This window comes from Brevundimonas sp. (assembly GCF_044336875.1).
GTDB lineage: Bacteria > Pseudomonadota > Alphaproteobacteria > Caulobacterales > Caulobacteraceae > Brevundimonas.
The window spans coordinates 208,034-234,397 of sequence record NZ_JBIIOP010000003.1 but is presented as its reverse complement, the minus strand read 5'-3'; the positions used below and the strand labels follow the sequence as shown (position 1 = coordinate 234,397).

The window sequence follows — 26,364 nt, the reverse complement described above, 5'->3', positions numbered from 1 at the left end:
CTCCCCTTAGGCCAGCATCGCGACGGGATCTTCGATCAGCGGCTTGAACGCCTGCAGGAAGCGGGCGCCGGTCGCGCCGTCCACCACACGGTGATCGCAGGTCAGGGTGACCGTCATCACCGTGGCCGGAACGACCTGGCCGTTCTTGACGACCGCGCGCTGTTCGCCTGCGCCCACGCTCATGATGCAGCCCTGGGGCTCATTGATGATCGAGGTGAACTGCTTGATGCCGAACATGCCCAGATTGGACACCGAGAAGGTGCCGCCCTGGAACTCTTCTGGCTTCAGCTTGCGCTCGCGGGCGCGCTTGGCCAGGTCCTTGGACTCGGTCGCGATCTGCGCCAGGCCCTTGGTCTCGGCCTTCTTGATGATCGGGGTGATCAGGCCGCCGTCGATCGCCACGGCCATCGAGACGTCGGCGTTGTGGTGCATGGCGATGCCTTCCGGCGTGTAGGAGGCGTTCGCCTCCGGCACGGCCTTCAGGGCCAGGGCCGCAGCCTTGATGACGAAGTCGTTCACCGAGACCTTGATGCCCTGCGGCTCCAGCATCTTGTTGACCTTGGCGCGCACGGCCATCAGCTGGTCGATCTCGACGTCGATGAACAGCGGGAAGTGCGGCACGTTCTGGATGCTGTCGACCATGCGACGCGCCACGGCCTTCTTCATCCCGTCCAGCGGGATCAGGTCGTAGCTGCCGTCCGGGATCCCCATCTGGGCCAGGGACTGGGCCTGACGCGGGGCGATGCCCGAGGTCGGAGCGGCGGCGGTCGCCGTCGGGGCGGCCGGCTGAGCGGCGCCCTTTGGAGCCCCCTCGACGTCGCGTTTGACGATACGGCCGTGCGGGCCGGTGCCCTTGATCGACTTCAGATCGACGCCGTTCTGGGCGGCAATGCGGCGGGCCAGGGGCGACGAGAAGATACGTTCGCCGCTGTCAGACTTCGGCGCAGCCGGAGCCGGTGCAGCAGGCGCAGCCGCCTTGGGCGCCTCGGCGGCCGGAGCCGCTTCAGTCTTGGGCGTCCCCTCGACCTTGGCCGCAGGCTTCGGCGCAGCAGCGCCGCCCTCGTCCTTCAGGCGGGCGATCGGCGTATTGACCTTCACGCCTTCGGTGCCCTCGGCGACCAGGATGTCGGTGACTTCGCCCTCATCGACGGCTTCGACTTCCATCGTGGCCTTGTCGGTCTCGATCTCGGCGATCACGTCGCCGGCGGAGACGACGTCCCCGACCTTGACGTGCCACTTGGCGAGGACGCCTTCTTCCATGGTCGGAGACAGGGCGGGCATCAGAATATCGGTCATCGTGTGCGCTCCGTCGTCTCAAGGGAAATCAACCGCATGGCCTCACCAAAACCGCCCTGAATTGCGGCTAGGGTTTCCTCACGAGCCAACCCACGCTTCTCGGCGTAGGCGTTACTGAAATGCCAAGCCAGCTCCGCAAGAAGCGCACCCACGACAGCAGGGTCCTGATGTACCGGTCGGATAATCATGGCGGGGTGATCGACGTTCCACCATACGCGCATAACTTCCGTGACGTCCTCGCCGGAGGGTTCCGATATGCCGTTGGGAAGTGGCAGTGCGGTCACGCCATCACCTGCTTCACAGCCGCGATGATCTTGTCCACGCCCGGAAGCGAAAGGGCTTCCAGATTGGCGGCGTAGGGCAGCGGCACGTCTTCCTGGTGCACCCGCAGCGGCGGGGCGTCCAGATAGTCGAAGGCGTGTTCGATGACCCGGGCCACGACCTCGGCGCCGACGCCCATCGGACCCCAGCCCTCTTCGGCCGAGACCAGACGGCTGGTCTTCTTGACGCTCTCGACGATAGTTTCGTGATCCAGCGGACGCAGGGTGCGCAGGTCGACGACCTCGGCCTCGATGCCTTCCTCGGCCAGCTTCTCGGCGGCCTGCAGGGCGAAGCCGACCATGCGGCTGTGGGCCGTGATGGTGACGTCCTTGCCTTCGCGACGGACCTTGGCCTTGCCGATCGGCAGGACATAGTCCTCGACGTCCGGCACGTCGAACTCCAGGCCGTACATCATCTCGTGCTCGAGGAAGACGACGGGGTTCGGGTCGCGGATGGCGGCCTTGAGCAGTCCCTTGGCGTCAGCGGCGTCGTAGGGCGCGATGACCTTCAGGCCAGGCACCTGGGCGTACCAGGCGGAATAGTCCTGGCTGTGCTGGGCGCCGACGCGCGAAGCGGCGCCGTTCGGACCGCGGAAGACGATGGGCGCCTTGATCTGACCGCCCGACATGTAGAGCGTCTTGGCGGCCGAGTTGATGATGTGGTCGATCGCCTGCATGGCGAAGTTGAACGTCATGAACTCGACGATCGGCTTCAGGCCCGACATGGCGGCCCCGACGCCCAGGCCGGCGAAGCCGTGCTCGGTGATCGGGGTGTCGACGACGCGGCGATCGCCGAACTCGTCCAGCAGACCGCGGCTGACCTTGTAGGCGCCCTGGTACTGGGCGACTTCCTCGCCGATCAGGAAGACGTTCTCGTCGCGGCGCATTTCCTCCGCCATCGCGTCGCGCAGGGCGTCGCGGATGGTGGTCTTGACCAGGTTGGCGCCGGCCGGGATTTCCGGATCCTTGAGTTCAACCTTGGGCGTGGACGTCTGCGGCGGGGCCTTTTCGGGGTCGCCCGAGCGGGCTTCCGCCGCGTCGGGCTTGGCGACGGCGGCGGGAGCAGCGGCGGCGCTGGTCGCCGGAGCGGCGCCCGCGTCGTCGCCCGCCAGACGGGCGATCGGGGTGTTGACCTTCACGTTCTCAGCGCCCTCGGCGACGAGGATCTCGAGCACTTCACCCTCGTCGACGGCTTCGACTTCCATCGTGGCCTTGTCGGTTTCGATCTCGGCGATCACCTGGCCGGCCGACACCGTGTCGCCCGCCTTGATGTGCCATTTGGTCAGCGTGCCCTCTTCCATGGTGGGGGACAGCGCCGGCATCAGAATGTCGGTCACGGATCAGGCCTCCACGTAGACGTCGGTATAGAGCTCGGACGGATCGGGTTCCGGGCTCTCTTGTGCAAATTGAACGGCCTCGGCGACGATGGCCTTGATCTCGTTATCGATCGTCTTGAGCTCGTCCTCGGTCGCGTTGGCGGCGGCCAGGAGCGTCTTGATGTGGTCGATCGGGTCGCGGGTCTTCTTGACCTCGTCCACTTCTTCCTTGGTCCGGTACTTGGCCGGATCGGACATGGAGTGGCCGCGATAGCGGTAGGTCTTCACCTCGAGGATATAGGGGCCTTCGCCGGCGCGGGCGCGATCGACGGCCTTCTTCACCGCGTCACGAACGGCGATGACATCCATGCCGTCGACCTGTTCGCCCGGAATGCCGAAGCTGGCGCCGCGCTGGCTGAGCTGGGTCGTGGACGACGAGCGCTCGATGCTCGTGCCCATGGCGTACTGGTTGTTCTCGATGATGTAGATGGCCGGCAGCTTCCACAGCTGAGCCATGTTGAAGCTCTCGTAGACCTGACCCTGGTTCGAGGCGCCGTCGCCGAAATAGACGAACGAAACCGAATCGTCGCCGCGGTACTTGCCGGCGAAGGCCAGGCCGGTGCCGAGCGAGACCTGGGCGCCGACGATGCCGTGGCCGCCATAGAAGCCGGTCGGCACGTCGAACATGTGCATCGACCCGCCCTTGCCGCGCGACGAGCCGCCGATGCGGCCGGTCAGTTCGGCCATGACTTCCTTGGGGTCCATGCCGGCGGCCAGCATGTGGCCGTGGTCACGGTAGCCCGTGATGATCTTGTCGTGGCCCTGTTTGACGCTCTCCTGAACGCCGACGGCCACGGCTTCCTGGCCGATGTACAGGTGGCAGAAGCCCCCGATCAGGCCCATGCCGTACAGTTGGCCCGCACGCTCCTCGAAGCGGCGGATGAGAACCATCTCGCGATAGAATCGGAGGAGGTCCTCCTTGGACGCCGAAGGCGTGTTTGGAAGCTTGTCAGGCGCAGTGGTCTGAGCGGCTTTGGCTGGGGCTTTCGCCATCCGGCATCTCCCGGCTAGGCGCCGGGGAGCGACGCCTTCTTATCGTTACGGAAAGGGGCTTTAGCAGCCTTCCTTCCCGGAACGCAAAGGGGTGCGGGCTTGGCTGTAACAATAGTTCAAGTGGCGAGGGTTTTCACCCTTGAACAGGTTGCGCCTGAATGCGGATCACGTAGTCGCGCGGGTCGGAGAAGCCCAGGACGGCGCGCGCCCGCTCTTCCAGCAGATCACGGGACATGCTGTCGGTGCGCAGATATCTCACCCGCGTTTCCAGGTCGCGGCGCTGTTCGGTCAGATGGGCGAGTTGATCCTCGCGCTGCCCCAGCAGGGCGTCGCGGGACGATCCGCTCAGCAGACCGCGCTCGCCCGTCAGAGCCTGCACGCCAAGATAGGCCAGCAGCAGCAACAGGGCGAGAGACAGGCGGTACGGTTTCATCCGTTCAGGCACTTACAGACGCTCCTTCTGAGCGCGAAAAACACAGTTCAGAGACCGTGCCCGAAAATGCCTAACAAATTGTAGCTTGACCGTAAGGAAGTCGATGGAGAACGCTGATTCTCCATCGACATTTCACGGGTTTAACGCAGCAGCATGCCGTCGCCGAAATAGACGGCCTGGTCGCCCAGCATCTCTTCGAGGCGCAGCAACTGATTGTATTTGGCCACCCGGTCCGAACGGGCCAGCGAGCCGGTCTTGATCTGTCCGCAGTTGGTCGCGACAGCCAGGTCGGCGATGGTCGAATCCTCGGTCTCGCCCGAACGGTGGCTCATCACGGCGGTATAGCCGGCGCGGTGGGCCATATCCACGGCATCCAGGGTCTCGGACAGTGTGCCGATCTGGTTGACCTTGATCAGGATGGAGTTGGCCAGGCCTTCGCCAATACCGGCGGCCAGACGGGCGGGATTGGTCACGAACAGATCATCACCGACCAGTTGGACACGGTCGCCCAGTCGTTCGGTCAGCAGGCGCCAGCCGTCGAAGTCATCCTCGGCCATGCCGTCCTCGATCGAGACGATCGGGAAACGCTCGCACAGGTCGACCAGATAGGCGGCCATGCCGTCGGCGTCGACGGTCTTGCCCTCGCCCGCCATGACATATTTGCCGTCCTTGAAGAACTCGGTCGAGGCGACGTCCAGACCCAGATGGAAATCCTCGCCGGCCAGATAGCCGGCCGCCTGGCCCGCCTTGGTGATGAAGCTCAGGGCCTCCTCGGCCGAGGCCAGGTTCGGGGCGAAGCCGCCCTCGTCGCCGACATTGGTGTTGTGGCCGGCGTCCTTCAGCTGCTTCTTCAGGGCGTGGAAAATCTCCGTGCCCATGCGCAGGGCGTCCGTGAAGGTCTCGGCGCCGGTCGGCAGGATCATGAACTCCTGAATGTCGATCGGATTATCGGCGTGGGCGCCGCCGTTGATGATGTTCATCATCGGGGTCGGCAGGACGCGGGCCGAGACGCCGCCGATGTAGCGGTGCAACGGCAGACCGGCCGAGATGGCGCTGGCCTTGGCGGCGGCCAGGGACACGCCCAGGATGGCGTTGGCGCCCAGACGCCCCTTGTTGGGCGTGCCGTCCAGCTCGATCATCGCCTCGTCCAGACGACGCTGGTCCTCGGCGTCCATGCCGGACAGGGCGTCGAAGATCTCGCCGTTGACGGCGTCGACCGCCTTCTGCACGCCCTTGCCGCCCCAGACGTCCTTGTCGCCGTCGCGAAGTTCGACCGCCTCGTGGGCGCCGGTCGAGGCGCCCGACGGCACGGCGGCGCGACCGAACGAGCCGTCGTCCAGGATCACGTCCACTTCGACCGTCGGATTGCCCCGGCTGTCGAGGATCTGGCGGGCGACGATGTCGGCGATGTCGGTCATGGCTCGGCTCTTTGGCTCAAGGCGGAAGGATGTCCGACGGGTTTAGCCGCCTCCCCGCCAAACGCCAATGCCGCCGTGGCGATCAGCCCCTACGAACACCCCTCGACCAGCTGGATTGACGGATCGCCGGCATGGATCATGGTCACCTTGCCCTCGCTGCCGACCTCGTAGCGAACGCCCCGCGCCGCCGGGTCGGTGACATAGGCGGTTGATCCGCCGCGAGACCAGACGAACAGGTCCTCGGCCGGCAGCGCCTGATACTTGTGCGGCTGGGCGAAGACGGCGCCGCCATAGGCCTGTTTGATCGCCATCCCCGCGTCGCCCAGGCCGAAACCTCGATCCGTCTTGGTCGTCGCGCCTCGAATCAGGGTGATTCGCGTCAGCTGGCCGTTCTGGATCATGACGTTGACACCTGCGGGCGCCTTGGCGGGATGGAACTCATCGCAGACCTCGGGCTCGGGACCGCCGACCGAATTCGGGCTGGAATCGTCGCCCCAGACCGCGACCAGATCCGCCCTGCTCATGCCGATTCGCGCCGGTCCCAGCCCGTTCGCCGTCAGGGCGTTGGCGTCCACCGCCGCAGCCGCCTCCTCCTTGGCCGGAGTTGCCGGCGCGGGCGCCTCGGCGACCGGGTCGTCATTGCGCTCGCAGGCGGCGAGGGTCAGCAGCGCGAAGGCGCTGACGGCGGCGAAACGAATCATCATGCGAGGTCTCCGTGGGAAGCTTCGCCGCACAGAACGCACGAAAACGGCGCGCGGGTCACCGCGCGCCGTTAAAAATCGTCATCCGGCCGAAACCGAAGGCCGGGAAAGACTAGTCTTCCTTCGGCGTAATGACCTGGCGGCCGCGATAGGTGCCGGTCTTCAGATCGATGTGGTGCGGGCGCTTCAGCTCGCCGGTGTCCTTGTCCTCGACGTAGACGTTCGAGGTCAGGGCGTCGTGGGCGCGGCGCATGTTGCGACGCGAGGGAGATACTTTGCGCTTCGGAACGGCCATGTCCGTCTCAATCTTCTAAGTCGGGCGCCGCCCAGTGCCTAAGCCTGTCTAGCGCGAAAACGATAGCGGCGGCCCCAACCCTTCCAGAGAAGAATACCGAGCCGCCACGCGAGGCGCGGCTTATGCATGAAGCGCTCGGCGATTTCAAGACGTTTCCGACAGGCGTTCGGCCACGGCCTCGCCTATGGCCAGCGAACTGGTCAGGCCGGGACTCTCTATGCCGAAAAGGGCCATCAGCCCGTCGACGCCGTGATGCTCGCGCCCATGCAACTGGAAGTCCGGCTGCGGCTCGCCGGGCCCGTGCAGCTTGGGCCGGATGCCGGCGTAGTCGGGCGTCAGGGCGCCGTCGGGCAGGCCCGGCCAGAAACGACGGATGTAGCGGGCGAACTCATCCGCCTTCTTCGGATCGACCGAATAATCCTCGGTTTCGACATAGGCGAGGTCGGGGCCGAACACGGCCTGTCCGCCCAGATCCTTGCGATAATGGGTGCCGAGCGCGCCGGGGATGGGGGGCGGATAGATCAGCCGGTCGAACGGCGCCTTGCCGACCAGACGGAAATAGATCCCCTTGCCCAGATGACGCTCCGGGATGTCGACCTCCGGATAGCCGTCGATGGAGGCCGCGACCGTCTGTGACGACAGCCCCGGCGCCGTGATCAGCAGGCGGCTGGAGACGGTCATCGCCCCCTCCCCGCCCACGCGGATCGAGAAACCGCCGCCCGACAGGGGCGTCGCCCCCTCGAACGGCGCCGAGACCACGACCGATCCCCCCGCATCCTCGATCTCGCCCTGCAGGGCCAGCATATAGCCGTGGCTGTCGAACAGGCCGCTCTCCGGCGACAGGATGGCGGCATGGGCGTTCAGTTCGGGCTCCAGCGCCCGCGCCTGCGCGCCGGTCAGATGCGCCAGCCCCTCGACGCCGTTCGCCGTCGCCTGTTCGAAGATGGTCTCGATCCGCTCGACCTCGGCCCCTTCGGTCGCCACGACCAGCTTGCCGCACTTCCAGTGGTCGATCTTGCGGCTTTCGAGGAAGGCGTAGAGGGCGCGGCGCCCCTCGACGCAGAACTTCGCCTTCAGCGAGCCGGTCGGATAATAGAGGCCGCCGTGGATCACCTCGGAATTGCGCGAGGAGACGCCTTGGCCGATGTGGCCTTCCTTCTCCAGCACCAGAACCGTCAGCCCACGTTTCGACAAGGCCCGACCGCAGGCCAGGCCCACGGCCCCGGCGCCCACGACGGTCGCGTCGAAATCGAAACTCATCGGCCGCTGTACCTCCGCTTCGCCTCGGCCTCGAAACAGCCGATCAGCTTCTGAACCGCCAGATCGAAATTGGCCGACAGCATCAGGTCCAGCATCCTCGACTTGAAGGCGAAGTCGATCATGAACTCCAGCCGCGCGCCATCGGGATGCGGGAAAAACTCCCAACGGTTCTTCAGATGCTTGAACGGCCCGCGCAACAGGCCGACCTCGACCTTGGGGGCGTTGCGGTCGTGCCTGACCCAGGTCGAGAACCGCTCCTTCAGAAAGGAGAAGCCGACCCCGGCCTCGGCGTCGACCAGAGTAACGCCCTCAGCCTCGGCCCGGTCGTTCCAGACGCGCATCGACGTGACCCACGGCACGAAGCGTGGATAGGCTTCGACATCGGCGACGAGATCGGCGAGCTGTTCGGGCGCATAGGGCAGTATGCGCGTGACGCGGTGAACGGCCATCCGGGACTTAGCGGCGCAGCTGCGCCTCGCGCGCGGCCTTCAGCCGGGCGAAGTCGTCGCCGGCGTGGTGCGACGAACGCGTCAGCGGGCTGGACGACACCATCAGGAAGCCCTTGGCCCGGGCGATCGCCTCATAGGCCTTGAACTCTTCCGGGGTGACGAACCGGTCGATGGCGGCGTGTTTGCGCGTCGGCTGCAGATATTGGCCGATGGTGATGAAATCGACGCCGGCGGACCGCATGTCGTCCATCACCTGCATGACCTCTTCCTTGGTCTCGCCCAGGCCGACCATGATGCCGGACTTGGTGAACTGTTCCGGATCGCGCTCCTTGACCATCTGCAGCAGGCGCAGGCTGTGGAAGTAGCGGGCGCCGGGCCGTATCTTCAGATACAGGCGCGGAACGGTCTCGAGGTTGTGGTTGAAGACGTCGGGCTTGGCGTCGATCATCGTCGCCGCCGCCCCGTCCTTGCGCAGGAAGTCGGGCGTCAGGATCTCGATGGTGGTGTTCGGCGCCTGGAGGCGGATCTGGCGCACCACCTCGGCGAAGTGGGCCGCGCCGCCGTCCGCCACATCGTCGCGGTCGACCGAGGTGATGACGACGTGGTTCAGTCCCATCTGCTGGACGGCCAGACCGACCTTGCCCGGCTCTTCCGGATCAAGCGGCTGCGGCAGACCCGTCTTGACGTTGCAGAAGGCGCAGGCCCGCGTGCAGGTGTCGCCCATGATCATCAGGGTGGCGTGCTTCTGGCTCCAGCACTCGCCGATGTTCGGACAGGCGGCCTCCTCGCAGACCGTCACCAGCCCCTTGGAGCGAACGATGTCCTTGGTGGCGTTGTACTGGCCCGAACCGGGCGCCTTGACCCGCAGCCAGTCAGGCTTCTTCAGAACGACCGTCTCCGGACGGTTCTGCTTTTCCGGGTGACGCAGCTCGGACGGCTTGCGTTGCAGGGTGTCGATCAGGGTGACCATGGCCGGTATTTCGGCTTTCCAAGTCGCAATGGCAAGCCACAGGCGGTTACAGAAGATGGCCTTGCAAGGAACTCACGCGACGTTACGCATCTTTTCAAGATGACGCGGCGTCATTAATGACGGACGCCCGACAACAGAGAGGGCTCTTGCGCCCTCCGTAGGAGACGCGTTTGCGCCAGGCCCTGGATCCCTCGCTGTACGATGAAACCCTGATCGACGCCCTGATCGCGGCGCGCGCGCGGTTCGGCGACAAGGAAATTCTGGAAGACCAGGACCGCCACCCCCTCACCTACACCGGCCTGATCCGCGCCGCCTTCGTGCTGGGGCGAAAGATCGCCAATATGACCCGCCTGGGCGAGCGGGTCGCCATCCTGCTGCCCTCGTCCATGGGAGTGGTCGTCACCTTCTTCGGCCTTCACGCCCACGGCCGCGTGCCGGTGATGCTGAACTTCACCGCCGGCGAGGCCAACCTGAAGACCGCCATCCAGGCCTCGGGCGTCAAGAAGGTCCTGACCGCCAAACGATTCATCGAACAGGCCAAGCTGGACGACCTGGTCGAGCAGTTGAACACGGTCGCCGAGGTCGTCTGGCTGGACGACGTGCGCAAGACCATCGGCCTGCCGGACAAGCTGTACGGCCTCGCCGCCGGCGCCGCGCCTGGCCGGTTCCGCGTCAAGACCGATCCCGATGCGCCGGGCGTAGTCTTGTTCACCTCGGGCAGTTTCGGCACCCCCAAGGGCGTGGTGCTGAGCCAGAAGAACCTGGTCGCCAATGCCCGCCAGATCGCGGCGCACATCGACCTGGATCCGGCCTGGGTGATGTTCAATCCGCTGCCGACCTTCCATTGCTTCGGCCTGACCGGCGGCGTCATATTGCCGCTGCTGCAGGGGCTGAAGGCCTTCCAGTATCCGTCACCGCTGCATGCCAAACAGATCACCGACCTGCTGCCCAAGGTGAAGGCCTCGATCCTGTTCGCGACCGACACCTTCCTGAGCCAGTACGCCCGCGTCGCCGAGCCCGACGACTTCGCCACGCTGAAGTTCGCCGTCGCCGGCGCCGAGAAGGTCCGCGAAGAGACCCGAGCCATGTTCAACACCAAGTTCGGCGGCGTCGAACTGCTGGAAGGCTATGGCGCGACCGAGGCCTCGCCGGTCATCGCCGTCAACCACCCAGATCGCAACGCCCCCGGCACGGTCGGGCAGATCCTGCCCGGCATCGACTGGAAGCTTGAACCCGTCGAAGGCATCGACGGCGGCGGCCGCCTGTTCCTGAAAGGGCCGAACGTCATGAGCGGCTATGTCACCGCCGCCGAGCCCCTGGCCTGGGATGCGGTCGGCGAAGATTGGCTGGACACGGGCGATATCGTCGACGTGGACGCCGACGGCTATGTCACCATCAAGGGCCGGGCCAAGCGGTTCGCCAAGATCGGCGGCGAAATGGTCTCCCTGACCGCCGTGGAAGGCATAGCCGGCGCCGTCTGGCCCGAACAACGCCACGCCGTCATCTCCATCCCCGACAGCCGCAAGGGCGAGAAACTGGTCCTGGTGACCGACCACGCCTCGGCCGAGGTCGCCCCCCTGGCCGAATGGGCCCGCGCCAACGGCGCGCCCGAGCTGGTCATTCCCAAGAAGATCGTCAAGGTCGCGGAAGTGCCGGTGCTGGGCACCGGCAAGACCGACTATGTCGCCATTCAGAAGATGGTCGAGACCGCCTGAACACCTCCCCGTTCGCGAAGGCGAATGGGGAGGACAGACTGCGTCAGCAGTCAGGAGGGGGTGACTCCGGTGGCAACCGCGAGCGCACCACATCATAGATGAAATCGATCACGGCCGCCCGCTCACGCATTACGCTTGATGCGCTAAGCCGCACGACACGAACGCCGCGCCCATGCAGCCATGCCGTCCGGCGGCGATCATGTGCAATCTGGTCCGGCTCGTTATGGACAGCTCCGTCGACCTCAATGGCCAGCTTGGCGGCGGCGCAGTAGAAGTCGAGAATATAGGGCCCGATCGGATGCTGGCGGCGAAACTTGAACTTGCCCACTTGATCGCGGCGTAACGCCTGCCACAGACGAAACTCTGGCGGTGTGAGCGCTTTTCGAAACGCTTTTGCACGAGTGAAGCTCAGACCGTCAGCCATGACGCGAGCATGACACAACTCATGTTAGGCGCCGAGTCACCCCCTCCTGGCGCGCTGGAGCGCGCCTGTCCTCCCCATTCGCCTTCGCGAGCGGGGAGGAAATCTACCCGATCCGCACGCCCGTCATCGAGATGGAGCCGCCGTCGATACTGTCGTTGAAGAAGGACACCGGCTCGCCCGGCTCCTGCTGGGCGGCGATGTACAGCACCGGCAGATAGTGTTCGTCGGTCGGCACACTCAGTTGGGCGTCCTCCGCCAGACCGACCCAGTTGATCAGGGCCTCGTGGTCGCCGATCAGGAAGGCGTGTTTGACCGCCTCGTTGAAGCCGGTCGCCCAGGCATAGGGTTCGGCGCCCGGCTCGCGTTTCCAGGTTCGCAGATTGTGGACGAAGTCGCCCGAGCCGGCGATGACGTAACCCTCGTCCCGCAGCGGTTTCAGGGCCTTGGCCAGGTCGTAGTGCTGCCGCGCCGTCAGTTCGCGATTCAGCGACAGCTGAACCACGGGCACGTCAGCCTCGGGCCAGACATGGACCAGCACCGACCAGGTTCCGTGATCCAGACCCCATTGCGGCGTCTGGGTCGCCCCGGTCAGTTCCGACACCCGGGCCGCCAGTTCGGGCGATCCGGGCGCGGGATACTGCATCTCGTGAAGTTCGCGTGGGAAGTTTCCGAAATCATGGATGGTCTCGGGCTTCTCCTGCGCAGTGACGCCCAGCCCGCGCGTCTCCCAGTGGGCGGAGATCATCACCACCCCCTTGGGTTTGCCGACCGCCTCGCCCAGCGCACGCCAGGCGGCCCCGTAGGGACCACCCAGAGCGTTCATGGGCGAACCGTGACCGAAGAAGAGAGCGGGCTGGCGCATCGTCTTAGCCGTGCAGCTTCTTCGCCAGTTCGGCGATGTGCTTGCCTTGGAACTTGGCGCCGCCCAGTTCGATCTCGCTGGGCTGACGCGAACCGTCGCCGCCGGTGATGGTGGTCGCACCATAGGGCGAACCGCCGTGAACCGCGTCGAGCGTCATCTGCGCCTGATAAGAGTAAGGCAGGCCCACAACCGGCATCCCGTGGTGCATGAAGAAGTTGTGCAGGCCCTGGAAGGTGGTTTCCTGGCCGCCGTGCTGGGTCGCCGTGGCGGTGAAGGCGCCGCCCACCTTGCCGATCAGGGCGCCGGTGAACCACAGGCCGCCGGCCTGGTCCAGGAAGGCGCGCATCTGCGACGCGGCCGAGCCGAAGCGGGTGCCGGCGCCGATGATGATGGCGTCATAGTCTTTCAGGTCGTCGATCTTGGCGATCGGCGCCTTCTGATCCAGCTTGTAGTGCGAGGCCTTGGCCAGTTCTTCCGGTACGGTTTCCGGCACGCGCTTGATGTCGACGATCGCGCCTTCGACTTCGCGCGCGCCCTCGGCGACGGCTTCGGCCATGGTTTCGATATGACCATAGGTCGAATGGTAGAGGACGAGGATCTTCGGCATCGGGGAGGCTCCGTTGAATGACTGGGCCGTCATTCGCAACAACGACCGTTGCTAACTTGGCGCGTCCCTTCGGTCCATGCAAGCCCCCCGCACGGTTTCAATCTCGAAGGGACAGATCGCGTCGTAGAAGGCGAGACTGCCCGGCGCCCTGCCCCCACGCATCCGGTGAAAACGATGCTCCATCACCATGGCCTGCTGCTCGATGTTCAGGGAATCCCAGCGGCAGTCCGGATCGGCTGAATAGGCGTACGAGGCGGCCGTGTCTCCGGCCTTCAGCTTGGCGACCAGAAGATTCACGCCCTGCTGCGCCTGCCAGACATGGGTCAGCTCATGCACCAGGACGCCCTGCAGGCGCAACGAGGCCTTAGCGAAGTCCCCGGCCATAGCCCTGTGCGGCCAAACGATCCAGTCGCGCCCGAACCAGCGGCCGGCGACAAAGGCCCGACGAAAGGGCCAGGCGATCAGTCGCACGGTCTTCAGGCGCAGGGCCGGCCCGAACGCCTCGCGCGCCAGGACCGCCTCGCCCTCGGTCAGGGCGCGAACGACGGATCCCACGGCCGCACATACTCCCAGTGCCAGGGTTCGTAGACATAGGGGACGAAGCCGAATCGGCCGGCGTTGGCGACCAGCCAGCGATAGGCGGCCGTACGCGCCATGTATTCGCGGCTGACCAGCGCGGTGGAATCGACGCCCAGCCCCGGGGCCTGGCCGACATAGAGATCGACCGCCGTCCCGGTCCGGTGCGGCGAACAGACGGCGCGGCGCAGGCCGTCGCAATTGCCCTGCTGGGCGCAGCGCGCCGAGTCCGCCTCCGGATCGCGGAAGCCGGAGAATATCTGCAGCAGCTCGGGATCGGCGGCGACCTCCGGAACCTCGGCGCGGGCGGCGGCGACCAGCCGGCGATAGGCGTCCAGCACATCACGGCGCAACAGACGGGTCAGCCGATCGGCGTGCTCCTCGGATTCGACCAGATAGCCCAGCTGGTTGATCGGCGGAGGGTCGGGACACTCCTGACGCGTCCGCGCCATGACGAAAGGCCGTCGTTCCTGCCACACGCCCTTGAAGACCTGAAAAGTGGCGGCGTCCAGCAAGCCGGACGGGGCCAGACCATGGGTCTGCTGGAACCCCGCCAGCTGCGAGGCGAAGATCGGCGTGCCGGGACCGCAGTCGGTGTGCAGGTCCGTCAGGATCAGGGGCAGATAGGCCTGCCAACCCCATTCCGTCGCCGCGAAAGGCGCCCATTCCATCCCATAGGCGGAGACGGCGTTGACCAGGGCCTGATCGCGCCAGACATCGGCGCTGGTGTGGCAGGGGCCGGCCGCGCGCGCGCCGCCGGCGAAGGCCAGGACGAAGCACAGGGACAGGAACGCGAGAAGGCTTCGCCACATGGCGTACAGGAAGCCCCAAGCCGGTCGATCTCACAAGTGCATGCGTCGCGGATCACTGGCATGGTGGCGCGCGGCCGACTCGCGCCGCGCTCTTCGGACCGATGCATGTCCACCGCCGCGCCGACGACCGCGCCTCGCCGCTCCAACGCCGTACTGGCCGCCTTCTCGGGCCCCTGCCTGCCGCTGGCGGCCTTCGGGGTCGCCCTGCCCGTCACCCTGCCGGAATTCTACGCCACCCATGTGGGACTGGAGCTGGGCGTCGTCGCGGCCGTCTTCATGGCGGTGCGGCTGATCGACATCGTCTTCGACCCCTTCATCGGCTGGGGCATGGACCGGACCAGGACCCGCTTCGGCCGCTACCGCCCGTGGATGGCGATCTCGACGCCGATGCTGATGCTGGCGGCCTTCATGATGTTCGTCGTGGTCCAGCCCGGCGCCCCGCCCGCCTATCTGTTCGGCTGGCTGCTGTTTCTCTACCTCGGCTTCTCGATCGGCACCCTGGGCCAGCTGGGCTGGGCCGCCGTCCTCGCGCCTCAATACGACCAGCGCAGCCGGGTCTATGGCTGGTGGCAGGTGTTCAACATCATCGGCGTGGTGCTGATCCTGGTCCTGCCGACCGTGGTGGTTCAGACGGGCATTGGAAACTACGCCGACGGGGTGCGGATCATGGGCTGGGCCATCGTCGTCGCCCTGCCCGTCACCATCGGCCTGGCCATGATCGCCGTGCCCGAGCCGGTCACGACCGGCGATCAGCCGCACGGCAGCCTCGGCGCCTATCTGGCCCTGCTGAAAAAGCCGGTGGTGCAGAAATTGCTGCTGTCGGACCTGCTGCTGGGCGTGGCGCCGGGCATTACCGGCTCGCTGCTGTTCTTCTTCTTCGGCCAGATCCGCGGCTACGACCACACCGAGGCCGGGCTGTTCATGCTGTTCTATTTCGTCGCCGGCCTGTGCGGCGCGCCCTTCTGGGCCTGGTTCGCCACCCGTGTCGGCAAGGACCGGGGCCTGGCCATCGCCAGCATCGTCTCTGCCGTCCTCTATGTCGGCGCCACCCTCGTTCCGGGTGACAACTTCGCCCTGACGGCCGTGGTCATGTTCATTGCCGGCCTGCCCTACGCCGCCGGCCTGTTCCTGACCCGCGCCATGATGGCCGACGCCGGCGATCAGGAGCGGTTCGAGACCGGCGTCGACCGTACAGGCCTGATGCTGTCGATCCTGTCGGCCACCACCAAGATCGGCCATGTCGTCGCCCTGATCCCCTATTTCATCCTCGACCAGGCCGGCTTCCGCGCCGTGCCCGGTCCGGACGGCAACAGCGGCACGGCCCTGCTGACGCTGCAGATCCTCTTCATCCTGATCCCCGGCGTGCTGCTGGTGCTGGCAGGCGTCGTACTGAAGAACTACCCACTGACAGCAGCCCGCCACAACGAGATCCGTCAGGCCCTGGACGCCCGCGACGCCGGAGCCAGGGCGTGAGGCCCATCGACCGTTTGCTGGGCGTCATGCGGACCCTGCGCGATCCGGACGGCGGCTGCCCCTGGGACGTGGAGCAGACCTTCGCCACCATCGCCCCCTATACGATCGAGGAGGCCTACGAGGTCGCCGACGCCATCGAGCGCAACGACCTAGTCGAGCTGAAGGGCGAACTGGGCGACCTGCTGTTCCAGGTCGTCTTCCACGCCCGCATGGCCGAGGAACAGGGGCTGTTCGCCTTCGACGACGTGGTCACGGCCATCGCCGACAAGCTGGAACGTCGCCACCCGCACGTCTTCGGCGACGAAGCCCAGCGGTCGTCCAAGGAACAGACCGTCGCCTGGGAGGCGATCAAGGCCGCCGAACGCAAGGATCGAAAGAAGCCCGGCGTTCTGGACGACGTGCCCGTCGGACTGCCCGCCCTGACCCGCGCCGCCAAACTGACCAAGCGCGCCGGCCGCGTCGGCTTCGACTGGCCCTCGACCGACGAGGTGTTCGACAAGCTGGCCGAAGAAGTCGAGGAACTGCGCGTCGAGATCGCCGCCGGCGACAAGGTCAAGGCGCGCGAGGAGCTGGGCGACCTGCTGTTCGTCGTCGCCAACCTGGCCCGCAAGCTGGACGTCGAGCCCGAGGACGCCCTGCGCGCCGCCAACGCCAAGTTCGTGCGCCGCTTCGGCTTCATCGAGGCGGAACTGGCGAAAGACGGTCGCACGCCGGACCAGTCGGACCTCGCCGAGATGGATCGCCTCTGGGACGCCGCAAAGGTCGTCGAAAAGGCCGCCGCAAAAGACTGAGCCGCCGCATGAACTACGATCTGATCATCTTCGACTACGACGGGGTCGTGGCCGACAGCGAGGTGCTGAACAGCACCGTCATGGCCGAGCAACTGAACGCCTTGGGCCTGCCGACCACCCTGGACGACGTGCTGGCGGCGTATACGGGCCGGCGCTGGCGCGACAACCGCCCCTTGGTCGAGGCCAAACTGGGCCGGGCCTGCCCCGACGACTTCCACACTACCTGGTTCGCCGAATGCCGCGCCCGCGCGCCGCATCAGCTGAAGCCGGTGCCGGGCATGATCGACTTCGCCAAGTCCCGTTCCGAGGCCCGCTGCATCGCCTCGTCGAGCGGCCCCGACTGGATCGGCGTCGGCCTGGACCTGTTCGGCCTGACCGACCATTTCGACGGCTCCGTCTTCACCGGGCTGGTCGTCGAACGCGGCAAGCCCCACCCCGACATCTTCCTGCACGCCGCCCGGACCATGGGGGTCGATCCGTCGCGCACCCTGGTGATCGAGGACTCCGAGGCCGGCGTCACGGCCGGGGTCGCAGCGGGCATGACGGTGGTGGGCCTGCTGGCCGGCGGCCATATCCGCAACGGCCACGCCGAACGGTTGAGGGCCAAGGGCGCGCATCATGTCGCGGAGGACTATGGCCAGGTGGCGGCCTTCATCGACGTCTAACGCCGGTCAGGAGTAGCGCAACTCCTGCAGGTCCACCTCACGGATCAGCCTCTTGGCCGTCTCCTCGTCCAGACGACGCGCGCGCGCCAGCCGACCCAGTTCCTCACGTTCGGCGGCAAGGCCGGCGAGGCGCAACTGACGTTCGACCCGATCGCTGAGACGAGCGGCCTCGACATCGTCCTCGTCGGTGCGGGTGCGGCTCTCGATCCGGTGGCGGTAGATTTCCATCAGACGACTGGCGACGTCCGAATAGAGGTCCGGGTTGGGCTTGCCCTCGGCCATGGCGTGGGAGGCGTCCTCAATGGCGCGCAGGGCGGCGGAAGCGGCGGCGACACGGCCGCGGTCCTCGTCGCGCTCGTGCGACGGCTCGGGCGGCAGCTCGACGTTCTTCAGAAGACGCGGCAGGGCGAAGGTCGCCAGCAGCAGGGACACGATGATCACCCCCGCCGCCAGGAAGATGGCCAGGTTGCGCGACGGCATCGGCGACCCGTCCCCCAGGACGAACGGCAGGGTCAGGATACCGGCCAGGGTGATCGCCCCGCGAACGCCGGCCAGCGACATCACCATGGTCAGGCGCAGCCCCACCTTGGGCGGCGGCCCTCGGTGGCGACGGCGGAACAGGGTCAGTTTCAGAGACGTCCACACCCACACGAACCGTAGGGTCGCCAGGGCTGCGACGATGGCGAAGACATAGACGGCCAGCCACCAGACCTCGGGCCGGCTGGTGCCCGCCACCACCTCGGCCGCGCGGGCCATGATCGACGGCATCTGCTCGCCCAGGATGACGAAGATGATGCCGTTGGCGACGAACTGAACCGTGTCCCAGACCACGCTGCGCCGGATACGGGTCATGGCCAGGGACTGGCCCTTGCCGCCGCCGCGCTCCGTGAAGCTCATGGTGATGCCGGCGGCGACCGCCGCCAGAATGCCCGAGGCGTGAACCTCTTCGGCCACCAGATAGGCGGCGAAGGGGATCAGCAGGCTGACCAGGATCTGGGCCCCGACATCCTCGCCCCAGCGGCGGCTGACGAACCCCTTGGCGTGACTGATGGCCAGGGTGACCAGAATGCCGACCACGATTCCCATCAGCGCCAGCCAGGCGAAGGTGCCGACCGCATGGCCGATGGAGAAGGCGCCGGTCGTCGCCGCGATCACGGCGATCCGCATGCAGGTCAGGCCGGTCGCGTCGTTCAGCAACGACTCGCCCTCGAGAATATGCATCAGCCGCTTGGGGATCGGCGCGCGCGAGGCGATGGCCTGAACCGCGATGGGATCGGTCGGCGAGAGGATGGCGGCCAGGGCGAAGGCCACCGGCAGCGGCATCTCCGGAATCATCCACCAGATCATGAAGCCCAGGCCGATGACGGTGAACAGCACCAGTCCAAGCGCCAACTCAAGGATCACCGCCCGATCCCGGAACAGATCTTCCTTCGGGATGCGCCATCCATCGAGGAACAGCAGCGGCGGCAGGAACAGCAGGAAGAAGATGTCCGGTTCCAGATCCACCGTCGTCCCGGTGATCAGAACGATCGCCGCCCCCAGAGCGATCTGCACCAGAGGCAGGGCTATGCGCGTTATGCGTGCGACAGACCCCGAGACCACCACGGCCAGAAGAAGCAGCAGTATGGTCTCGATCAGATGCATGGGTCAGCCGGCCAGCTCAGGGTGAAGGCGTTCGAATCGCCCGAGGGCGGCAGGATGCAGCCGCACCATGACGCGAGTACGGCCAAGCTCGTCAGTTTCCCGCGCGGTCACGCGACCATGTTCGTAGAGCCAGGCCAGGGCCTCGCCCTGATGCGGCTCCAGCGTCACAGCCATCTCGGGATCGTCGTCGATCAGCCGGGCGATCGTCTCGCGCAGTCCATCGATCCCCTCGCCCGTCCAGGCCGAGACGGCGACCGCCGTACCGTCGCGCTGCTGGCGCTCGGCCTGGCCCAGAACGGCCTCGCGCGTCTCGTCGTCCAGCAGGTCGATCTTGTTCCAGACCTCCAGCACCCGACGGGTCTTGCCTTCGGGAACCTCGATCTGTTTCAGCACCGCCTCGACGTCGCCCGCCTGGGCGTCGCTATCGGGACTGGCGATGTCGCGGACGTGCAGGATCAGGTCCGCCTCACCCACCTCTTCCAGGGTCGCGCGGAAGCTCTCGACCAGTTCGTGTGGCAGGTCGGATATGAAGCCCACGGTATCGGCGATGATGGCCGGCCGTCCCTGAGGCAGACGAATGGTGCGCTGGGTCGTATCCAGGGTGGCGAACAGCAGATCCTTGGCGAAGACCTCGGAGCCGGTCAGCCGGTTGAACAGGGTCGACTTGCCGGCGTTGGTGTAGCCGACCAGAGCCACCGTCGGGAACGGGACCTTCTGGCGCTGTTTGCGGTGCAGGCCGCGCGTGCGGCGCACCTCTTCCAGCTCGGCCTTCAACCGCACGATCCGGTCGGCGATCAGACGCCGGTCCAGTTCGATCTGGGTTTCGCCGGGACCGCCGGTCGAGCCGGTGCCGCCCCTCTGGCGTTCCAGGTGGGTCCAGGTCCGCACCAGGCGCGACCGCTCGTAGTCCAGCCGCGCCAGTTCGACCTGCAGCCGACCTTCCTTGGTCCGGGCGCGGCGACCGAAGATTTCCAGGATCAGGCCGGTGCGGTCGATGACCTTCACCTCCCACGCCTTTTCCAGATTGCGTTGCTGCACCGGGGTCAGGGCGTCGTCGATGATGGCCACGTCGGCCTCGGCCGCGCGCATCAGGGCGGCCAGTTCCTCGACCTTGCCCGCGCCGAACAGGGTGGCGGGCGCGACCTTGCGGATGCGCACGATCTCCTCGCCCCGGATGTCGAGGTCGAGCGCGCGCGACAGGCCGACCGCCTCCTCAAGCCGTTCTTCGGCCAGACGAGGCGAGTCCGACCGTCCGTCGGGGTGGATGACGACCGCTCTCTGAACCGGGGCGGCGTGATCGATGAGCTTTTGGGTCAATCAGTCTTCTTCGGCGTCGGGCTCGTACAGTTGGACGGGCGCGGACGGCATGATGGTGGAGATGGCGTGCTTGTACACCAGCTGGGACTGGCCATCGCGGCGCAACAGCACACAGAAGTTGTCGAACCAGGTCACGATGCCCTGCAGCTTGACCCCGTTCACCAGGAAGATGGTCAGCGGCGTCTTGGTCTTGCGGACCGAATTGAGGAAGGTGTCCTGAAGGTTCTGACGTTTGTCTTGCGACATGGCAGGTTTTTCCTGTTCTTGGTTGTTCGCGCCAGGGGAGCGGCGCTGGGCCGAATGCGGCCAAGGTCGACCTTAACCGCCGCCTCCATGCTCCGGCAACGCCCTAAATGGCCTCTCGACGCGCTTGTTCAAGATAGATCTCGCGCAGACGGGTCGCGATCGGGCCCGGCTTGCCGTCGCCGATCTTCACCCCGTCCAGCGACACCAGAGGCATGACAAACGAACTGGCGGCGGTGACGAAGACCTCGCGCGCCTTCTTGGCCTCCTCAACCGAGAAGGCTCTTTCGTCCAGTTCGACGCCCTCTGCCTCGACCAATTTCAGGATGGCCGCGCGGGTGACGCCGCGCAAGATGTTGGCCTGCGTATCCCGCGTCCGCAGTTTACCGTTCTCATCGACGATCCAGGCGTTGGTCGAGGATCCCTCGGTCACCAGCCCCATCTCGTCGTACATCAGACATTCGTAGGCGCCCCTTTCGCGCGCCGCCTGTTTGGCCAGTACATTGGGCAGAAGGCCGACGGTCTTGATGTCGCAACGCCCCCAACGAATATCCGGCTGGGTCACACCGGCCGCTCCGTTGACGGCCGTTCGGTCGCCCTTGGACAGGTCGATCCGCTTGGCGGTGACGATGACGCTGGGGGCCACGTCTGCGGGGAAGGCATGATCGCGCGGCGCCGTGCCGCGCGTGACCTGCAGATAGACGATGCCGTCCCTCACCCGGTTGCGCCGGACGGTCTCGCGCAAGACCACGCCCAGGGCGGCGGCGGTCATCGGAATCTCGATCTTCAGCTCGTTCAGACTGCGGTGCAGCCGTTGCATATGGCCGTCGAAGTCCGCCAGCCGGCCATCGAACACCGACCAGACCTCATAGACGCCGTCGGCGAACTGGAAGCCGCGATCCTCGATGTGGACCACGGCCTCGTCACGCGGGCTGTAGGTGCCGTTGACGTAGGCGACGCGGGACATCAGGCGACCTCTTCCTCTTCGCCGCCACGGGCGGGCGAGACGCCCAGCGACTTGAGCTTCCTGTGCAGGGCCGACCGCTCCATGCCGATGAAGGCGGCGGTGCGCGAGATATTGCCGCCGAAGCGCATGATCTGGGCGGCCAGATATTCCCGTTCGAACACCTCGCGCGCTTCGCGTAGCGGCAGTGCGATGGTGCGCTCCGCACCCAGGGTCGACGAGCCGCCGTTAGAGGTCGCGACCTCCTGCGGCAGCATGTCGGCGGTGATGGGCTCGTTGGGATCGCCGGTGGCCAGAATCAGCAGCCGCTCAATATTGTTTCGCAGCTGGCGGATATTGCCCGGCCAGGGATGGACCTGCAGCACCGCCACCGCATCGTCGCCAACGATCCGTCGCGGCAGGCCTTGCGAGCTGCTGATGGTGTCCACGAAATATTCGATCAGTTCGGCGATATCCTCGCGCCGCTCCGACAGGGCGGGCACGCGGATCGGCACCACGTTCAGACGGTGGAACAGGTCCTCGCGGAACCGGCCCTCGGCGATCTCGGCCTTCAAATCGCGCGAAGTCGAGGTCACCACCCGGACGTCCACCTGAACATCCTGTTCGCCGCCGACACGACGGAAACGTTGATCGACCAGAACCCGCAGGACGCGGCTCTGGCTTTCGCGCGGCATGTCGCTGATTTCGTCCAGATAGAGGGTGCCGTTGTGAGCCCGCTCGAACACCCCGATCTTGCGTGGCCGCCCGTCCTGGCCTTCCTCGCCGAACAATTCGACATCCAGCCGTTCGGGCGTCATGCCTGCGGCCGAAATGGCCACGAACTCGGCCTTGGCGCGCGGGCTGCCCTCGTGGATCTGGCGCGCGACCAGTTCCTTGCCCGAACCGGCCGGCCCGGAGATCAGCACCCGGCTGTTGGCCTGGGCCACCTTGCCGATGGTGCCGCGCAGGGCCTGGGCCGCCTGCGACCGGCCGATCAGACCGGACGGCGTCATGGTCTGGGCGCGCAGGCGACGGTTCTCGCGGCGCAGGGTCGCGGCCTCGATGGCCCGCTCGACCACTACCACCAGCCGGTCCGACTTGAACGGCTTCTCGATGAAGTCGTAGGCGCCGCGTTTCAGCGCGGTCACCGCCGTCTCGATATTGCCGTGGCCCGAGATCATCACGACCGGCAGGTCCGGATCGATCTCCTTGACCACCTCCAGCAGTTCCAGACCGTCCAGTCCACCGCCCTGCATCCAGATGTCCAGGATGGCCAGGCTGGGCTTGCGGGCGCGGATCGCCGCCAGGGCCTCGTCCGAGTTCGAGGCGGTGCGAACCGCATGGCCCTCGTCCTCGAGCAGACCCGAGACCAGGTCGCGGATGTCCGCCTCGTCGTCGACGACCAGAATGTCGGAACCGGTAGGTCGCATCTTGCCTCGCTTATTCGGCGGCGACGGTCTGGAGCCTGCGCTCCATCTTGTCGCCGGGTTGTCCGTGGGGTTTCAGGGGGAAGATCAGGCACACGCGCGCGCCACGAAGGATTTCGGCGTCCGCGAGCTTCAACTCGCCGCCGTGGTCCTCACAGATGCGTTTGACGATGGCCAGGCCCAGGCCCGTGCCCTTCTCGCGCGTGGTGACATAGGGTTCGGTCAGGCGATCGCGGTCCTTGGCGGGCAGGCCGATCCCGTCGTCCTCGACCGCGAAGATCGCCGTGCCGTTCTCGACGATTAACGAGGCGATGATGCCGGTGTCCTCGGACGCTGCGTCATCTCCGGCCGCCAGGCGACGCGCGGCGACGGATTCGCCGGCGTTCTTCAGGATGTTGATCAGCGCCTGTCCGACCATCCGGGCGTCGCACTGCAGCATGGTCTTCGGCAGAGGCTCGTCCATGCCGACGACGATGTCTGGCGCCGCCACCCGTTGGGCGAACACGGCCTCGCGCAACATCTCCGCGGGATTGGCCGAGGCGAAGCGCGGCGCCGGCATCCGGGCGAAGGACGAAAACTCATCCACCATCCGGCCGATGTCGCCGACCTGACGGATGATGGTGTCGGTGCAACGGTCAAAGATCTCGACCTCGTCCACCTTGTCCCGATATTTCCGCTTCAGCCGTTCGGCCGACAGCTGGATCGGCGTCAGAGGGTTCTTGATCTCGTGGGCGATGCGGCGAGCCACGTCGCGCCAGGCGGCGTTGCGCTGGGCCGTAACCAACCGTGTGATGTCGTCGAAGGTCAGGACCATCTCGCCGCCCTGGCCGCCCTCGATCCGCACCCGCAGTCTCAGGGTCTCGCCGCCCCGACTGACGTCGATGTCTTCCTCGATATGGGCCTCGACCCGCCCGACCAGGTCGCTCAGTTCGGGTGACAGGGCCGCCAGTTCGTGACCCAGCACCTCGTCCTCGTCGATATGCAGCAGTTGCAGGGCGCTGTCGTTGATGGCCGAGACCCGGCCCCGTCGATCCAGGCCGATGACCCCGGCGCTGACGCCCGACAGCACGGTCTCGATGAACCGGCTTCGGTCCTGCGCCTCGTCGCTGGCGTCCTTCAAAGCCGTCTGCTGCGCCTGCAGGTCGTCGGTCATCCGGTTGAAGGCGTCGGACAGGAGCGCGATCTCCGCCGGCGCTCCGTCGCTGTCGACCCGGGCCGTAAAGTCGCCGCCCGCCACCTGATCCGCCGCCTTCACCAGACGCCCGATCGGGGCCGAGATGCTGCTGGCGGCCGACATGCCCAGCCAAACCGCTCCGACCAGCACCAGAAGGGCGGTTTCCAGATAACTGAGGATGAAGGCCGACTGGATCCGCGCCCGGCTTTCCTGCGCCTCGCGATAGGCCTGAATCGACTGGCTGGAGGCGTTCATCCGCGCCACCAGACCGTCCTGCAGCGGCCGGACCAGATATAGATAGGCGTCGCCATAGGCCGGCAGGGCGATGATCGACCGCACGGTGTCGGGATGTTCGGTCACGTCCGTCGGCGGCTTGCCGCCCTGGGCCGCGTCCTCCAGATAGGTGCGCGGCGGCGCCAGGAAAGGCGGCGCGCTGGGCTGTTCCGCGCGCGCCAGCACCTGACCATTCCCGTCGAGGATATAGACGGCCGGATAGCCGAAGATTTCTCCGACCTGGGCCAAGGCGTCATTGAACTGGATGCGGTCGTCGAACAGGCTCCGCGCGCTGCCCAACTGCTCCGATATGGTCACGAGATCGGAATCCACCGACGCGGCAACATCCTGGATATAGGCCCGGCCGACCACCGCGCCGTTCTCCACCGATGCCTGGACGTTCTGGCTGAACCACTGGTCTACGCCCCGCGTCACCAGCATGCCGAACACAAGGGCGATGAGCACGGCCGGAATCACCGCCACCATGGAAAACAGGGCCACGAATCGCAGGTGAAGGCGCGACCCTGCCTCGCCCGTACTGCGCGCCAGGGTCAGGACCCGTCGTCCGACGATGAAGGCCAGGCCCGCGATCAGCGCCAGGTTGGCCAGAAGGACGAACAGCACCAGTTGGCTGCTGGATCCACGCGCCGCACCCGAGGTCGCGCCCGGCGCCACCGCAACCAGCCAGACCGCCGCCGCCGTGATCACGACCGCTATGAAATAGGCGAAGCCGAACCCCGCCCGGGCGCGCTCGGCGTCCAGCCGCCCCCAGAACGACTCATGGTCCGACGCGGTGTCGGCCCGGGGAGTCATTGCTGAAGGCGTATCCGTCATGCCACAGCAGTTTCGACCAACTGTGGCGCGGTTTCAACAGCCGACTTGCTCATCTGTGGCAAATTCCCCCGCCAGAGCTCCCGCATGGCCACCTCCACGGCCTCCGGTTCATCGAGCCGGCAAATTCTTGCCTTGGCCTCGCGCCGGTGTTGCGGATCGGCCGGCCAAGGCGCCTGTTCGATGTACCAGCCCAGATGCTTGCGGAACATCTTCAACCCCAGCGGCAGGCCATAGAAGTCGGCCGAGGCCCGCAGGTGCTCGACCACGATCTCCAGGCGCTCTTCCGGACCCGGCTCGTCCAGCGCCACCCCGTCGATCAGGGCCCGTTCCAGATGTGCCGCCAGCCAAGGCCGTCCATAGACCCCGCGCCCCAGCATAAGTCCGTCGGCGCCGGAGCGCGCCAGGGCCTCTCGCGCCGCGTCCGCCGTGATAATGTCGCCGTTGACGATGACAGGGATCCCGACCGCCGCCTTGACCGCCCCGACCGCATCCCAGTCCGCCTGGCCGGTGTAGAACTGTTTGCGGGTGCGGCCGTGCACCGTGACCGCCCGAACTCCGATGTCCTCGGCTCGTTTCGCCAGGTCTGCAGCGTTGCGACTGTCGTCGTCCCAGCCCAGCCGCATCTTGACCGTCACCGGCCGTGAGGTGGCCTTCACCGCCGCCTCCATGATCCGGCAGGCCAGGTCCGGCGTCCGCATAAGGGCCGATCCGGCGGCCGAACCCGTGACCTCCTTGGCCGGACAGCCGAAATTCAGGTCGACGATGTCGGCCCCGGCCTTTTCGGCCATTCGCGCGCCCTCGCCCATCTGCTCCGGATCGCGCCCGACCAGTTGGATGACGGTCAGGGGCAGGCCCGCACCGACCGCCGCGCGCCGCACCACGTCGGGCCGTTCGCGCGCCAGTTCCTTGGCCGCCACCATCTCGGTCGCGACATAGGCGGCGCCCAGCCGCGAGGCGAGCAGCCGGAACGGCAGGTCGGTGACGCCGGTCATGGGCGCCATCAGCACCTGGCCGGGCACGGTCACGTCGCCGATCTGTAGGGTCTTGGCCATCTGCGCCTTTCGCAGCATTCC

The 26,364-nt window shown here is 66.5% G+C and carries 27 protein-coding genes; 4 read left to right on the top strand and 23 right to left on the bottom strand.

Annotated elements, in window-relative coordinates; genetic code table 11:
• Positions 1–6: 6 nt before the first annotated feature.
• From ACIQ1T_RS06355 to lipA, 11 genes are all read right to left on the bottom strand, one after another.
• Complete coding sequence (locus tag ACIQ1T_RS06355) at positions 7–1,296, bottom strand: pyruvate dehydrogenase complex dihydrolipoamide acetyltransferase (RefSeq protein ID WP_395943678.1); 1,290 nt, start codon at positions 1,294–1,296, stop codon at positions 7–9.
• The gene (locus tag ACIQ1T_RS06350; RefSeq protein WP_395943677.1) at positions 1,293–1,580 is read right to left on the bottom strand and encodes a DUF5076 domain-containing protein; all 288 of its coding nucleotides are present in this window, start codon (positions 1,578–1,580) and stop codon (positions 1,293–1,295) included. The genes ACIQ1T_RS06355 and ACIQ1T_RS06350 overlap by 4 nt, the downstream gene beginning before the upstream one ends.
• Positions 1,577–2,953, bottom strand: coding sequence for a pyruvate dehydrogenase complex E1 component subunit beta (locus ACIQ1T_RS06345; protein WP_395943676.1), 1,377 nt, complete (start codon positions 2,951–2,953; stop codon positions 1,577–1,579). The genes ACIQ1T_RS06350 and ACIQ1T_RS06345 overlap by 4 nt, the downstream gene beginning before the upstream one ends.
• Before the next feature lie 3 nt (positions 2,954–2,956).
• Positions 2,957–3,985 (bottom strand): pyruvate dehydrogenase (acetyl-transferring) E1 component subunit alpha, encoded by a 1,029-nt coding sequence (pdhA, locus tag ACIQ1T_RS06340; RefSeq protein ID WP_395943675.1) that lies wholly within the window; start codon positions 3,983–3,985, stop codon positions 2,957–2,959.
• A 133-nt stretch (positions 3,986–4,118) separates the two neighbouring features.
• Positions 4,119–4,418, bottom strand: coding sequence for a septum formation initiator family protein (locus ACIQ1T_RS06335; RefSeq protein ID WP_395943805.1), 300 nt, complete (start codon positions 4,416–4,418; stop codon positions 4,119–4,121).
• Between the two features lie 140 nt (positions 4,419–4,558).
• Entirely contained in the window at positions 4,559–5,836 is a 1,278-nt protein-coding gene (gene eno, locus ACIQ1T_RS06330) for a phosphopyruvate hydratase (RefSeq protein WP_395943674.1), read from the bottom strand.
• An 89-nt stretch (positions 5,837–5,925) separates the two neighbouring features.
• Positions 5,926–6,540, bottom strand: a complete 615-nt coding sequence (locus tag ACIQ1T_RS06325; RefSeq protein ID WP_395943673.1) for a hypothetical protein — start codon at positions 6,538–6,540, stop codon at positions 5,926–5,928.
• Between the two features lie 109 nt (positions 6,541–6,649).
• Entirely contained in the window at positions 6,650–6,832 is a 183-nt protein-coding gene (gene rpmF / locus ACIQ1T_RS06320) for a 50S ribosomal protein L32 (RefSeq protein WP_026108365.1), read from the bottom strand.
• A 144-nt stretch (positions 6,833–6,976) separates the two neighbouring features.
• Entirely contained in the window at positions 6,977–8,092 is a 1,116-nt protein-coding gene (locus ACIQ1T_RS06315) for an NAD(P)/FAD-dependent oxidoreductase (RefSeq protein WP_395943672.1), read from the bottom strand.
• Entirely contained in the window at positions 8,089–8,541 is a 453-nt protein-coding gene (locus ACIQ1T_RS06310) for a type II toxin-antitoxin system RatA family toxin (RefSeq protein WP_395943671.1), read from the bottom strand. Before ACIQ1T_RS06310 ends, ACIQ1T_RS06315 begins: the two co-directional genes overlap by 4 nt.
• A gap of 7 nt (positions 8,542–8,548) precedes the next feature.
• Positions 8,549–9,511: a lipoyl synthase gene (gene lipA / locus ACIQ1T_RS06305; protein ID WP_395943670.1), complete on the bottom strand. Its 963-nt coding sequence runs from the start codon at positions 9,509–9,511 to the stop codon at positions 8,549–8,551.
• Positions 9,512–9,681: 170 nt separating this feature from the next.
• On the opposite strand from lipA, the gene ACIQ1T_RS06300 reads away from it, so the two are divergent.
• A complete protein-coding gene (locus tag ACIQ1T_RS06300) occupies positions 9,682–11,226 on the top strand; it encodes an AMP-binding protein (protein ID WP_395943669.1) in 1,545 nt (514 codons plus the stop codon).
• A 43-nt stretch (positions 11,227–11,269) separates the two neighbouring features.
• Here ACIQ1T_RS06300 and ACIQ1T_RS06295 read toward each other — a convergent pair whose 3' ends face one another.
• The 5 genes from ACIQ1T_RS06295 to ACIQ1T_RS06275 all read right to left on the bottom strand — a co-directional run bounded on the left by ACIQ1T_RS06295 (position 11,270) and on the right by ACIQ1T_RS06275 (position 14,507).
• Entirely contained in the window at positions 11,270–11,650 is a 381-nt protein-coding gene (locus tag ACIQ1T_RS06295) for an endonuclease domain-containing protein (protein ID WP_395943668.1), read from the bottom strand.
• A gap of 103 nt (positions 11,651–11,753) precedes the next feature.
• Complete coding sequence (ygiD, locus tag ACIQ1T_RS06290; RefSeq protein WP_395943667.1) at positions 11,754–12,512, bottom strand: 4,5-DOPA dioxygenase extradiol; 759 nt, start codon at positions 12,510–12,512, stop codon at positions 11,754–11,756.
• Positions 12,513–12,516: 4 nt separating this feature from the next.
• Positions 12,517–13,119 (bottom strand): NAD(P)H:quinone oxidoreductase, encoded by a 603-nt coding sequence (gene wrbA / locus ACIQ1T_RS06285; protein WP_395943666.1) that lies wholly within the window; start codon positions 13,117–13,119, stop codon positions 12,517–12,519.
• Positions 13,120–13,170: 51 nt separating this feature from the next.
• Entirely contained in the window at positions 13,171–13,674 is a 504-nt protein-coding gene (locus ACIQ1T_RS06280; protein WP_395943665.1) for a hypothetical protein, read from the bottom strand.
• Positions 13,650–14,507: a D-alanyl-D-alanine carboxypeptidase family protein gene (locus tag ACIQ1T_RS06275; protein WP_395943664.1), complete on the bottom strand. Its 858-nt coding sequence runs from the start codon at positions 14,505–14,507 to the stop codon at positions 13,650–13,652. The genes ACIQ1T_RS06280 and ACIQ1T_RS06275 overlap by 25 nt, the downstream gene beginning before the upstream one ends.
• A 105-nt stretch (positions 14,508–14,612) precedes the next feature.
• Between ACIQ1T_RS06275 and ACIQ1T_RS06270 the strand changes: the two genes are divergently transcribed.
• From ACIQ1T_RS06270 to ACIQ1T_RS06260, 3 genes are read left to right on the top strand one after another with little or no spacing between them, the layout of a single operon-like run.
• Positions 14,613–15,980 (top strand): MFS transporter, encoded by a 1,368-nt coding sequence (locus ACIQ1T_RS06270; RefSeq protein WP_395943663.1) that lies wholly within the window; start codon positions 14,613–14,615, stop codon positions 15,978–15,980.
• The gene (mazG, locus tag ACIQ1T_RS06265; protein WP_395943662.1) at positions 15,977–16,771 is read left to right on the top strand and encodes a nucleoside triphosphate pyrophosphohydrolase; all 795 of its coding nucleotides are present in this window, start codon (positions 15,977–15,979) and stop codon (positions 16,769–16,771) included. The genes ACIQ1T_RS06270 and mazG overlap by 4 nt, the downstream gene beginning before the upstream one ends.
• Positions 16,772–16,779: 8 nt before the next feature.
• A complete protein-coding gene (locus ACIQ1T_RS06260; protein ID WP_395943661.1) occupies positions 16,780–17,436 on the top strand; it encodes an HAD family hydrolase in 657 nt (218 codons plus the stop codon).
• A gap of 6 nt (positions 17,437–17,442) precedes the next feature.
• Here the strand turns inward: ACIQ1T_RS06260 and ACIQ1T_RS06255 are convergent, their stop codons facing one another.
• From ACIQ1T_RS06255 to dusB, 7 genes are all read right to left on the bottom strand, one after another.
• Complete coding sequence (locus ACIQ1T_RS06255; RefSeq protein ID WP_395943660.1) at positions 17,443–19,080, bottom strand: Na+/H+ antiporter; 1,638 nt, start codon at positions 19,078–19,080, stop codon at positions 17,443–17,445.
• Positions 19,081–19,083: 3 nt separating this feature from the next.
• Entirely contained in the window at positions 19,084–20,397 is a 1,314-nt protein-coding gene (gene hflX / locus ACIQ1T_RS06250) for a GTPase HflX (RefSeq protein WP_395943659.1), read from the bottom strand.
• Entirely contained in the window at positions 20,398–20,643 is a 246-nt protein-coding gene (gene hfq, locus ACIQ1T_RS06245; RefSeq protein WP_003164861.1) for an RNA chaperone Hfq, read from the bottom strand. It lies immediately after the preceding gene.
• Between the two features lie 103 nt (positions 20,644–20,746).
• A complete protein-coding gene (locus tag ACIQ1T_RS06240) occupies positions 20,747–21,607 on the bottom strand; it encodes a D-amino-acid transaminase (RefSeq protein ID WP_395943658.1) in 861 nt (286 codons plus the stop codon).
• The gene (locus ACIQ1T_RS06235) at positions 21,607–23,013 is read right to left on the bottom strand and encodes a sigma-54-dependent transcriptional regulator (RefSeq protein ID WP_395943657.1); all 1,407 of its coding nucleotides are present in this window, start codon (positions 23,011–23,013) and stop codon (positions 21,607–21,609) included. The genes ACIQ1T_RS06240 and ACIQ1T_RS06235 overlap by 1 nt, the downstream gene beginning before the upstream one ends.
• Positions 23,014–23,023: 10 nt before the next feature.
• Complete coding sequence (locus ACIQ1T_RS06230; RefSeq protein ID WP_395943656.1) at positions 23,024–25,291, bottom strand: ATP-binding protein; 2,268 nt, start codon at positions 25,289–25,291, stop codon at positions 23,024–23,026.
• Positions 25,288–26,343, bottom strand: a complete 1,056-nt coding sequence (dusB, locus tag ACIQ1T_RS06225; RefSeq protein ID WP_395943655.1) for a tRNA dihydrouridine synthase DusB — start codon at positions 26,341–26,343, stop codon at positions 25,288–25,290. Before dusB ends, ACIQ1T_RS06230 begins: the two co-directional genes overlap by 4 nt.
• Between the last annotated feature and the right edge of the window lie 21 nt (positions 26,344–26,364).

Coding starts and splice junctions, on each gene's coding strand:
- ACIQ1T_RS06355 (WP_395943678.1), bottom strand. CDS start 1,296: ATGACCGATATTCTGATGCCCGCCCTGTCTCCGACCATGGAAGAAGGC.
- pdhA (WP_395943675.1), bottom strand. CDS start 3,985: ATGGCGAAAGCCCCAGCCAAAGCCGCTCAGACCACTGCGCCTGACAAG.
- ACIQ1T_RS06335 (WP_395943805.1), bottom strand. CDS start 4,418: ATGAAACCGTACCGCCTGTCTCTCGCCCTGTTGCTGCTGCTGGCCTAT.
- eno (WP_395943674.1), bottom strand. CDS start 5,836: ATGACCGACATCGCCGACATCGTCGCCCGCCAGATCCTCGACAGCCGG.
- ACIQ1T_RS06325 (WP_395943673.1), bottom strand. CDS start 6,540: ATGATGATTCGTTTCGCCGCCGTCAGCGCCTTCGCGCTGCTGACCCTC.
- rpmF (WP_026108365.1), bottom strand. CDS start 6,832: ATGGCCGTTCCGAAGCGCAAAGTATCTCCCTCGCGTCGCAACATGCGC.
- ACIQ1T_RS06315 (WP_395943672.1), bottom strand. CDS start 8,092: ATGAGTTTCGATTTCGACGCGACCGTCGTGGGCGCCGGGGCCGTGGGC.
- ACIQ1T_RS06310 (WP_395943671.1), bottom strand. CDS start 8,541: ATGGCCGTTCACCGCGTCACGCGCATACTGCCCTATGCGCCCGAACAG.
- lipA (WP_395943670.1), bottom strand. CDS start 9,511: ATGGTCACCCTGATCGACACCCTGCAACGCAAGCCGTCCGAGCTGCGT.
- ACIQ1T_RS06295 (WP_395943668.1), bottom strand. CDS start 11,650: ATGGCTGACGGTCTGAGCTTCACTCGTGCAAAAGCGTTTCGAAAAGCG.
- ygiD (WP_395943667.1), bottom strand. CDS start 12,512: ATGCGCCAGCCCGCTCTCTTCTTCGGTCACGGTTCGCCCATGAACGCT.
- wrbA (WP_395943666.1), bottom strand. CDS start 13,119: ATGCCGAAGATCCTCGTCCTCTACCATTCGACCTATGGTCATATCGAA.
- ACIQ1T_RS06275 (WP_395943664.1), bottom strand. CDS start 14,507: ATGTGGCGAAGCCTTCTCGCGTTCCTGTCCCTGTGCTTCGTCCTGGCC.
- ACIQ1T_RS06270 (WP_395943663.1), top strand. CDS start 14,613: ATGTCCACCGCCGCGCCGACGACCGCGCCTCGCCGCTCCAACGCCGTA.
- ACIQ1T_RS06260 (WP_395943661.1), top strand. CDS start 16,780: ATGAACTACGATCTGATCATCTTCGACTACGACGGGGTCGTGGCCGAC.
- ACIQ1T_RS06255 (WP_395943660.1), bottom strand. CDS start 19,080: ATGCATCTGATCGAGACCATACTGCTGCTTCTTCTGGCCGTGGTGGTC.
- hfq (WP_003164861.1), bottom strand. CDS start 20,643: ATGTCGCAAGACAAACGTCAGAACCTTCAGGACACCTTCCTCAATTCG.
- ACIQ1T_RS06240 (WP_395943658.1), bottom strand. CDS start 21,607: ATGTCCCGCGTCGCCTACGTCAACGGCACCTACAGCCCGCGTGACGAG.
- ACIQ1T_RS06235 (WP_395943657.1), bottom strand. CDS start 23,013: ATGCGACCTACCGGTTCCGACATTCTGGTCGTCGACGACGAGGCGGAC.
- ACIQ1T_RS06230 (WP_395943656.1), bottom strand. CDS start 25,291: ATGACGGATACGCCTTCAGCAATGACTCCCCGGGCCGACACCGCGTCG.
- dusB (WP_395943655.1), bottom strand. CDS start 26,343: ATGGCCAAGACCCTACAGATCGGCGACGTGACCGTGCCCGGCCAGGTG.